The 9810-nt window shown below is 57.3% G+C and carries 7 protein-coding genes and 1 pseudogene; 1 reads left to right on the forward strand and 7 read right to left on the reverse strand.

Features of this window, described 5'->3' with window-relative positions; translation table 11 throughout:
* Positions 1–51 precede the first annotated feature (51 nt).
* The 5 genes and pseudogenes from HFM78_RS12610 to HFM78_RS12625 form a co-directional block, all read right to left on the reverse strand.
* Positions 52–1386 carry a family 1 glycosylhydrolase gene (locus HFM78_RS12610; protein ID WP_287129800.1) on the reverse strand — a complete coding sequence of 445 codons (1335 nt, stop codon included), beginning with the start codon at positions 1384–1386 and terminating at the stop codon, positions 52–54.
* 1 nt (position 1387) lies between these two features.
* Positions 1388–2938 carry a GMC family oxidoreductase gene (locus HFM78_RS12615; RefSeq protein ID WP_396032657.1) on the reverse strand — a complete coding sequence of 517 codons (1551 nt, stop codon included), beginning with the start codon at positions 2936–2938 and terminating at the stop codon, positions 1388–1390.
* 147 nt (positions 2939–3085) lie between these two features.
* Positions 3086–3523: pseudogene (locus HFM78_RS16390) on the reverse strand (gluconate 2-dehydrogenase subunit 3 family protein); the annotation flags it as partial.
* Between the two features lie 98 nt (positions 3524–3621).
* Positions 3622–4494 carry an SDR family oxidoreductase gene (locus tag HFM78_RS12620; RefSeq protein ID WP_287129802.1) on the reverse strand — a complete coding sequence of 291 codons (873 nt, stop codon included), beginning with the start codon at positions 4492–4494 and terminating at the stop codon, positions 3622–3624.
* Between the two features lie 164 nt (positions 4495–4658).
* The gene (locus tag HFM78_RS12625) at positions 4659–5399 is read right to left on the reverse strand and encodes a glycerophosphodiester phosphodiesterase family protein (RefSeq protein WP_287129803.1); all 741 of its coding nucleotides are present in this window, start codon (positions 5397–5399) and stop codon (positions 4659–4661) included.
* A gap of 26 nt (positions 5400–5425) precedes the next feature.
* Between HFM78_RS12625 and cimA the strand changes: the two genes are divergently transcribed.
* On the forward strand, positions 5426–7045 hold the full coding sequence (gene cimA / locus HFM78_RS12630) for a citramalate synthase (protein WP_287129804.1): 1620 nt from the start codon (positions 5426–5428) through the stop codon (positions 7043–7045).
* Here cimA and HFM78_RS12635 read toward each other — a convergent pair.
* Together HFM78_RS12635 and HFM78_RS12640 are read right to left on the reverse strand one after the other, a co-directional pair.
* Complete coding sequence (locus tag HFM78_RS12635; protein WP_287129805.1) at positions 7028–9196, reverse strand: ATP-binding protein; 2169 nt, start codon at positions 9194–9196, stop codon at positions 7028–7030. The two genes, cimA and HFM78_RS12635, sit on opposite strands and share 18 nt — an antisense overlap.
* A gap of 99 nt (positions 9197–9295) precedes the next feature.
* A partial coding sequence (locus HFM78_RS12640) for a class I SAM-dependent methyltransferase (RefSeq protein WP_287129806.1) occupies positions 9296–9810 on the reverse strand: 515 nt, incomplete at its 5' end.

Here is a 9810-nt window from a genome sequence, read left to right on the forward strand (position 1 = left end):
CGCTCCTTCTCAAGAGATTTAGCTCTATGGTAGCGGGGTCGTCGAGCTTTTTCAAACCTCAACTTTGAGGTTAGCGGGGCGGTCAGTGACCTCGAACATTTCGGCGTGGGGGATGATGGTTATTTGTCCGAACTCCATTAAGAGGTCGCGGTAGGCTTGGGCGACGGGGCGGGGATTGCGTTGGAGGTCATAGAGACCACAGGGATTGATATTGCCCAGTTTTTGGGCCAGAGCACTGTCCCAATCCACTTGGTCAATCAGACTGTACCAAGTGAATCCCAGTACCGGGATGCCGTCGTGCCGGATTCGCAAAATGTTAATCCATTGTTTCCAGAGCCAGTCGGGAGCTTTCTCAGCATCGAAGATATTGGTCTCGGTACACATGACGGGTTTGCGGTAACGGTCGTAATATTCGCGGGTAATCTGGTACCAACCCATTACGTCCTCGCCCTGACTCATCTTGCCATTGGGCAAAAGAATCCGCTCATTACGCCCGTAGTAATCATTCCCCATCACCTGATATCCGGGCGGCTCTCCTGCCATGAACCAGTTATACTCAGCGCGAGTCAGCCCGTTATCCATCAGGAACATACAGACATCGGCGTCGGGCGGGTGGGCATAGAGCAGGTCCAGGGATAGAAACCGGAGCTTATTTTCTAGCTTGACTTGGGCCGAGGGGACGACATGGGCATCGTGGGTATACTCCGCGCTCTCACTCTGGACCACCACCAAGTCTGGGCGGTGCTGCGCGATACTCTGGGTACCGAGGATACTCGCGGCAACGATATGTTTGAGGGCGGTCACGAAACCCTGGTCAGTTTTGAGTTGTTCATTCCAGAGACCATCGCGACCACTGATCCGGGCGGTCACAAAAATCTCATTGACGGGCGTATAGTAGCGGACCCAGGGGTAACGCTGGGCCACCGCCCCGCAGTATTCAGCAAAATGGATCGGCAACTCTGGGTTCTGGAAATTCCCCAACCAGTCCGGGACCCCAAAGTGCAAGAGGTCCAGAATCGGGACGATCTCCAAGCGGCGGATCTCCTGCATCACCTCATCACAGAAACTCCAGTCATACCGTTTGGGACCTAGATGAACGGTGTGGTAGGGCAGACCGTAGCGCAACACATTCAAGCCCAAATCTTTGACCAACTGCAAATCCTTGCGCCAATGCTGATAATGTCCGCACTCCGCCAAGAGATCGCGCCGCACCCGGCCCTGTTCAATCGTCGGATAGGAACACTCAATCCCCGTGGCAAACATAAAGTTGCGCGAGTCCCCCGTCGGCAGACCGCGCCCATCGCCCCCTGCCGCACCCCCGTACTGGTCGCCGGGGTACTGTCCATCCTGATAGCGGTCCTGAATGATTTCTAGGAAGCTTTTCATCTTAAACCTCACCACGACGGGTACGCGCAATAAAACAATCCGCTGTCCGTAGGGCCAAGGCCATGATCGTCAGGGCCGGATTGACACTCAACGCACTGGGAAAAACTGAATTGTCCAGGATATAGAGGTTGGGCACCTCAAAGACCCGGCCCTCGGGGTTGACCACTGCTTGCGTCGGGTCTAGCCCCATGCGACAGGTCCCGATGATGTGGGCATTACGGGCAAAAGTCCAAGTCGTCTCGGCCCCCGCTTCCCGCCAAATCGCCTGCATCAGGTTCTCGGCGTGGGCATTCATGCGTTGCTCATTCTCGCCGTTGGTGAAGTGGATGCGCGGCTTGGGTAAGCCCCGTCCATCGAGTTCCGTTGCGAGTTCCAGATAGTTATGGTCGTAGGGTAAGCACTCCCCCAAGATATTGATCCCCGCTGTGTGGTTATAGCCCTGCATATGACTGTGTAAGGCTTCACCCCATAACCCTGACCCCCGCGCCACCTGGGAAGCATAGGTCACGGGCATGACCCCGATACTCTGCAACAGATAACCCCCCACGAAATCTGCATCCGTAGGCCGATGGGTGTCTTCAGAGATCAGCCCGCCGGGAATCCCTTTGTAGGGCCGCACCGATTCCGGGAACTGGCCCCAGACTTGCATCCCCGGATGGGCCATGAAGTTGCGGCCCACCTGCCCACTCTGGTTGCCCAGCCCATTTAGCAACAATAAACGCGGGGTCTCGATGGCCCCGGCACACAAAAAAAGTGCCCGACAGGGTTGCCGCTCCTCCTGATCGCCCCGTTGGTAAATCACCGCTGTCACCCGGCCCTGGGGATCGGTCTCAATCTGGGTCACGAAACAACCCGAGCGCACTTCGGCACCGTGAGCTATGGCTAAGGGAATAAAGGTGACATCCATACTCGCCTTGCCACCCGTGGTGCAGCCCGCCTGACAGAACCCACGATTGGTGCAAGCCCGCCGCCAACCGATACCTGCCTGGAAATAGGGAGCCGATAAGGCCGCGTTCGCCGCCGGAGCCGTCCGCAGCCCCAAGGCCCGACAACCCCGCGCCATCAACTGCGCGGCCCCATTGAGCGGGAGGGGAGCCAGGGGATAGGGCGTCCGCTCGGGTCCCCAGGGATAGGGTGAAGGTCCCGACACGCCGAGGATGCGTTCCACCTCATCGTAGTAAGGTTCTAGGTCCCAGTAACTCAAGGGCCAGTCCACGCCCGCCCCGGAGTCTTGGTGCAAGGTGAAATCATCGGGCTGGGGCCTTGGCACATAGGCGGTGTAATGCAGCGTCGAACCCCCGACGCCCGTGCCCGAGTTATTGCTACCAAAAGCCACCGGGTCTTGACCCGCACTCAGCCGTTCGTCATTCCAAAAAAGTTTGGTTTGAGCCCGCTCGTCGGTGGCGAAATCCCGGTCGGGTTGCCAGTGTTCACCTGCTTCCAAGGCCACTACCGAGAAACCCGCTTGAGCCAGCCGCGCTAGCAAGGGCGCACCTCCCGCCCCCGTGCCAATGACTACTACATCCACTTCAGCTAGGGCGGTGGGTGGCATTGGGTGTGGGACCTGATAAGTCGCGCCCGGTTCATCGTCAGGTACCGTATAATCCGTCGCCCCCTCCTCCGGTTCCCAGTCCTCTTTTTGGTCTAGGCCGAGCTTCTGCCAGCCCCGCCCGTCTGCCATCCCCACATAGCCGATTTTTTCCTGGGTCAGGGGATGGCTGTAATAGTTCTCGCATAACTCGGTCAGCAGGTCGGTGAAGTACCGTTGGGCCGGGAGTTGTTGCCACACTTTGCCCGGAGCTTGACCCGTGCGGACTGCCTCTAGGACTGCATCTTGTTCTGTGACCGCCAACTCAGCGAGGGACTGCCCAAACATCAATCGCGCACTCTCCTCAATCCCTCTCAGCCCCGACTGATGCGCCTCAAGGTCTGGGGGCATCGTGTTATACCGCCAACCATCACCCTGTCCCGAGGCTAGCCGTCGGTCCACTGCCTCAGCCAGGTCCAAAGCCGGACTCACCAACCGTGCCACCACTATTTGCAAAGTCGTTACCAACTCCGGCTCAAACACCTGCCAAGCCTGCTGCTCCTGCCCTTGCAATCGTTCTATCAGCACCGCACGAGTCTGGGGAGTCACCAAGCTCGTCTCAAGTAACGCCCGTATCAAACCCAGGGGGTAAGAATTCGTTGAAGACAAGACCAAGCTCCCGAGGACACGACAAAAACCACTACATCCTAACTACTAGAAGTCTTCCCGCCCGTCACCTCATAGATACTGCCCGTAACAAAGCTCGCATCCTGAGAAGCCAAGAACACATAGACCGGAGCCAATTCCTCGGGCTGACCGGGACGACTCAACGCCACCTCATGTCCGAAATTCTCAACTTCTGATGCGGGCATCGTCGCCGGGATAGCGGGCGTCCAGACAGGACCAGGCGCGACAGCGTTGACGCGAATCTTCCGTTCTCCCAAGTTCAAGGCTAGAGCTTTAGTAAAGGCATGAATCGCTCCCTTACTGGCACAGTAGTCCACTAGCAACTCATTCCCGACCAGCCCGACAATACTCCCGGTATTGATAATGCAATCCTCCGCCGTGAGATAGGGCAACGCTGCCTGCGCCATATAGAAATAACCAAAGATATTCGTCTCAAAAGTACGGCGGAACTGCTCTTCACTAATATCTTCAAACCGTTCCTGAGCCATCTGGTAAGCTGCATTATTGACCAAAATATTGAGATGTCCGAGTTGCACGACGGTCTGCTCTACGGCATGACGGCACTGCGCGGCCTCGCGTACATCACCTTTAAGGGGCAGACACTTGCGCCCTTCCGCCTCAACTAGGCCACAGGTCACTTGGGCATCATCATCATGTTCGTTATAAAAAATTGCCACATCCGCCCCTTCCTTGGCAAAAGCCAGGGCGACCGCCCGACCAATCCCCGAGTCGCCACCCGTTACGAGGGCAACCTTGCCCTTGAGCTTCCCCGCCGCCCGGTAATTTGCCAAGTCCGTATCCGGCTTGGGGACCATATCTTCCTGACTTGCTGGGTAGGGCAACTGCTGGGCGGGGATCTCTTGAGCAGTCGGACGCGACTCTTCACTCTGCATAACAACCTCATGACGAAAGAGCGCGTAACTCGCTCCCCAAAATATTATCTGGCTCCCCAAAATTCACTATCTACCCCAGTGCGTAGAGAAAGCGATCCCCCTAGCCCCCCTCAAAGGGGGAAAAGCGTAGAGCGTGAAATTTCGTGTCTCTACTTACATCGCCCTTATCCCAACAACGCCCGCAAACGAGCCGGGTAATTAGTTGCCATCATGTCTACACCCAGCGCAATAGTTCGTTGTAGTTCAAGCTCGGTGTTGGGGGTCCAAGTGCTGACCCAAAGTCCGGCTTGGTGGGCTTGGTGAACTAGGTCCGGGGTCAGGTAATGAAAATTAGGCATCAATCCGTCCGCTTGGGCACTCCGCGCTAGCCCCGCCGGGTCCATCACCCGCCCCACATACAAAATTCCCGTCTCCCAGGTAGGTCGTTGTTGTTTGATCTCCCACAGGGCTTGATGATCAAAGGAAATAAATACAACCTTGGAGCTCATCTCTAAACGGTCTACCACCTCAAGACAAGCTTGGGTCAATCGCTCAATGCGGGCAGTGAATTTCAGTTCAATCACCACAGGTAAGCGGTCTTTGGCCCAGACCAACACCTCTTCTAAGGTAGGAATCACCGCCCCGGCAAACTCTGGTTTGAAATGACTGCCCGCATCTAGGGTTTGCAGTTGGGCCACAGTCAAATCCCCCACCGCCCCCCGTCCGTTGGTAGTCCGGTCCACGGTCTCATCATGGATCACCACCACCCCATCGGCAGCAAGTTGGACATCCAATTCCACCGCCGCCGCACCCAGGGCCAGCGCAACTTCAAAGCCTAGTAGTGTATTTTCCGGCGCGTGACCCATCGCTCCCCGGTGCCCGAGGACTAGGGGCCGCCCCAACCGTTGCGTCCATTGTTGTACCATAGGCTACAACTCCACCCGGTGGCCCGGTGCATCCGATCACGGTTTACGATACCACCCTGCGCGACGGTGCCCAGCGCGAAGGTCTCAGCCTCTCCGTCGCTGACAAGATTCGGATCGCCCGTCGGCTCGATAGTCTGGGCGTCCATTTCATTGAGGGCGGCTGGCCCGGTGCCAATCCTAAGGACGTGCAGTTCTTCTGGGAACTCAAAAAAAATCCCCTCCGCCAAGCCCAAGTCGTGGCCTTCTGCTCGACCTGTCGTCCCGGTTGCGCGGCCCACCAAGACGAACTGTTGAGCCATGTCCTCGCCGCTGGGACCCACTGGGTAACGATTTTTGGTAAGTCCTGGGACCTCCATGTGCGCGAGAGCCTGAATACCACGCTTGACGAAAATTTAAGGATGATCCAGGACACGATTAGCTACCTCAAAAGCCAAGGCCGCCGAGTCATCTATGACGCTGAACACTGGTTCGATGGCCTACGCCACAATCCGGCCTACGCCCTAGCCACCCTCCAGGCCGCATCCCAAGCTGGGGCGGAATGGCTCGTTCTCTGTGATACCAACGGCGGAATGCTCCCCAGTGATATCCAAACTGCCTTCAGCCAAATGGGTTCCTGGGAAACGCCCTTGGGTATCCATACCCACAATGACAGCGGGACTGCCGTCGCCAACGCGCTCGTTGCCGTGGCAGCGGGGAGCCGGATGGTCCAAGGCACGATCAATGGTTATGGGGAACGCTGCGGCAACGCCAACCGCTGCACGCTCCTGCCCAACCTCCAGCTCAAACTAGGCTACCCCTGTCTACCGCCCAGCCACCTCAGCCAACTGACCGAAGTTGCTCGGTTCGTCAGTGAAGTCGTGAATCTGGCCCCGGATGAACACTGGCCCTTTGTCGGCTCCTCGGCCTTTGCCCATAAAGGCGGTATCCACGTCAGTGCCGTCACCAAAAACCCCGTCACCTACGAACACCTCGACCCCGACTTGGTGGGCAACCGCCGCCGTGTGGTCATCTCCGAACAGGCTGGGGTCAGCAATATCCTGACCAAAGCTAAGGACCTGGGGTTAATGCTAGAGCGCGGCGATCCCCGCGTCCGGGCGATTTTGCAGCGCGTCAAAGCCCTAGAGCACGAAGGCTATCAGTTTGAGGCAGCGGAGGCGAGTTTTGCCCTATTGGTTTATGAGGGACTCCAGAATCGCCAACTCTGGTTCACCTTGGAGGGTTTCCGGGTGACTTCCCAGACCTTCCCGGACCAGTCAGTTTGTTCAGAGGCCACCGTCAAGGTCCGTGTCGGACCCGATGACCAGCCCTACCATGTCGCCGCTGAGGGCAATGGTCCTGTCGCCGCCCTCGACCACGCCCTCCGTAAGGCATTGAGCAAGTTTTACCCCGAGGTTGCCGACTTCAAGTTGACCGATTACAAAGTCCGTATCCTCGACAGCCCCAGTGGGACCGCCGCCAAAACCCGTGTCCTCATCGAGTCAAGCGACGGCGAAGACCGCTGGCACACCGTCGGAGTCTCCCCCAATATCATTGAAGCCTCCTACCAAGCTGTCGCTGAGGGCATCGAGTATGGTCTGCTCCGTAAACGCAGCCTCCGCCTTACGCCACCGCCCCTAGCCACGCAAACCTCAGGCCCGCCCGACTAAGCGCGTGACCACCGTGAGCAGTTCCAAGGGTTCGACGGGTTTAGGGAGGTGGCGTTGGTAGCCCGCCGCTAGAGCATGGGCGCGGTCTTCTTGACGGGTATGGGCGGTCAGGGCCACTGCCGGGAGGTCGGTGCCACCCGCTCGGATCTTTTGAAGTAAGATATAGCCGTCCTCACCGGGCATAGCGATATCACTCAAGAGCAAATCCGGTAACCAACTCGCAATTACCTCTAGGGCTTGGGCCACAGACCCGGCGGTGCGGACAGCGGCTCCCGCTTCCTCCAGAACCATCCCGACGAGGTCGCGGGCATCGGGTTCATCATCTACCACAAGGACCCGGACCCCGACGAGGGTTTGACTGGGACGGGAGGAGGGGGGGACCTTGCGGACAGCAGGGACGGTGGTCTGGGCCAAAGGGAAATGGACGGTAAAGGTCATCCCGCAACCTGCCCCGGCACTAGTGGCGTAGATCCGACCGCCGTGGAGTTCGACGAGATTGCGGACGATAGCGAGTCCCAACCCCAATCCCCCGTAGTGGCGGGTGCTAGAGCTATCGGCCTGCCGGAAACGGTCAAAAATATAAGGTAGGAATTCAGCCGCAACCCCTTGACCCGTGTCGCTGACCGTGATCACGGCTTCATCGTCCACAGTCTCTAGTTGCACTAGCACTTCGCCACCGGCGGGCGTAAATTTAATGGCGTTAGTAAGTAAGTTCCAGACCACCTGCTGGAGGCGGTTACTGTCGCCCAGCACCTGGCCTATGGCATCTAGGGCCGTGACGAGGTGAATGCCCTTATTATCCGCACTGAGTTGGACCGAAGCCAAGGCTCCCTCAATCACAGCCACCAAGGAGAGTAACTGCCGTTGTAATTTCAGCTTGCCCGTGATGATCCGCGAGACATCGAGGATATCTTCAATTAGTTGGTTCTGGGCCCGGGCGTTGCGCTCAATTGTTGCCAAGGCGCGTTCCTGAGCTGTGAAATCGAGCTTGGAACGCCGGAGGATTTGGGTCCAACCGAGGATGGCGTTGAGGGGGGTCCTGAGTTCGTGGGAGACCGTCGCCAAAAATTCATCCTTGACCCGGTTGGCCTCCTGGGCTTTGCGGTAGAGACGGACATTATCGAGATTGCTGGCGATCCGACGGGCAAGGTCCTGGGCCAAATCGAAATCTAGCTGGTCGTAGACGCGTTGCCCAGTCGTCAATAAGGTAATCACTCCCAAAGCACTACCCCGCGCCACCAAAGGCGTAATGATATAGGACTGAACGGGTCTCAGTGCCTTTGGCGTCTGGGGTACAAAACGCGCCTCCTTGGTCGCGATGGCTTCGCCGATCAGTTGGTGGAATGGTTCTTGTTGGCTCAGTAATTCCGGCTGACGATGAATACTTACCGCCGCTACTTGTTTGATCTCATTGTCCTCAGTAACCATATGAATCAGACAGATATCGGCAAGGAAGGGCACGGTCAATTGGGCTAGATTCGCCAGGGTCTTGGTGTAGTCCAAAGATGCAGTCAAGACCGTACTAGCCGCAGCGAGAAACCGTTGACGCGCCTCTTGCTGGGCTAAGGTCTCCGCCAGTTCACGAAAATGCTGTTGGGCCTCCTCCGCTTGCTGGCGGGCTTGCACCTGCACTGTGACCTCCACCCCTTGGATGAGGACCCCCTGGATCTGCCCTTGCTCATCTGTGAAGGGACTGAACATAAAGTTGAAGTAAGCCTCTACCTGTTGTCCGCCGCGCTCCCAACGCACCAGAGCTTCCTCCTGATGGCAGGTCTCGCCCATGCAATACACCCGGTTCAACATCGTGAAATAAGGTTGGTCAGCAAGTTCCGGGAAAACTTCTGAGAGGGTGCGACCAATAGTATCAGGTGTCCGTCCGCTGGTTTGCAGATAAAGCAAGTTAGCAAAAACAAAACGTTGTTCCAACCCCCGGACGACGGCAAATAGCGCGGGTAAATGATAGAGAAACCGTGGATAATCAGTCTGCTCGGGCAGATTACTTGCACCCCGGAGGAGTTGCTGGATTAATCCCTCACCCGAGAGACCGAGTTGTTTAGCTTGTTGGTTCAGGAGTTGCCAAGTCTGCTGAGTAAGTGGGTTTCGCCGCTTTGGGCCTCGCCAGCACCCAGACCGCCTCGTTACTCCCGCCATAACCACTCTTTTTTGGAAACTTGGGTACCTGTCAAGTATTCGATGGTCTCTAGTTAACCGGCTCCATCTACAGGCAGAAGACCTTGAAGGTAGTAAATATTACTCGACATAGCCAAACCAACACTTGAGATAATTTGCTTCGAGAAACGTCACCGGATGGTCTAGGGCATGACCCGTGAAGTCCAATAACCGAAACCCCCGCACTGCCAAAACCTCCGCCACGAGTTCCTGAAACTCCAAGGCCGTCACATGGGCCGAACAAGAAGCCGCAACGAGTAATCCCCCCGGTGCCAAAACCCGTAGTCCTAACTGGATGATGCGGCGGTAAGACGCTAACGCCTGGGGACGGTTCTGGTGACGGGGCGCAAAAGAGGGCGGATCGAGGATGACTGCATCAAACGCTACCCCGCCTTGGGCAAGCCGGGTCAGTTCTGCAAAAGCGTCACCCTGCATCAGGTGGTGGTCTGTCGTCAAGCCAGGATTGTGGCTGAAATTGCGTTGGGCAGAGGCGAGGGCATGGGCACTGATATCCAGACTCGTAACCTCCCGACAGCCCCCCCGCGCTGCATAAACGGAGAACCCGCCGGAGAAACTAAAAACATTCAGCACCCGCC

This window comes from Candidatus Cyanaurora vandensis (assembly GCF_013285555.1).
Taxonomy (GTDB): Bacteria; Cyanobacteriota; Cyanobacteriia; order Gloeobacterales; family Anthocerotibacteraceae; genus Cyanaurora; species Cyanaurora vandensis.

Coding starts and splice junctions, on each gene's coding strand:
- HFM78_RS12610 (WP_287129800.1), bottom strand. CDS start 1,386: ATGAAAAGCTTCCTAGAAATCATTCAGGACCGCTATCAGGATGGACAG.
- HFM78_RS12615 (WP_396032657.1), bottom strand. CDS start 2,938: ATGCCACCCACCGCCCTAGCTGAAGTGGATGTAGTAGTCATTGGCACG.
- HFM78_RS12620 (WP_287129802.1), bottom strand. CDS start 4,494: ATGCAGAGTGAAGAGTCGCGTCCGACTGCTCAAGAGATCCCCGCCCAG.
- HFM78_RS12625 (WP_287129803.1), bottom strand. CDS start 5,399: ATGGTACAACAATGGACGCAACGGTTGGGGCGGCCCCTAGTCCTCGGG.
- HFM78_RS12635 (WP_287129805.1), bottom strand. CDS start 9,196: ATGGCGGGAGTAACGAGGCGGTCTGGGTGCTGGCGAGGCCCAAAGCGG.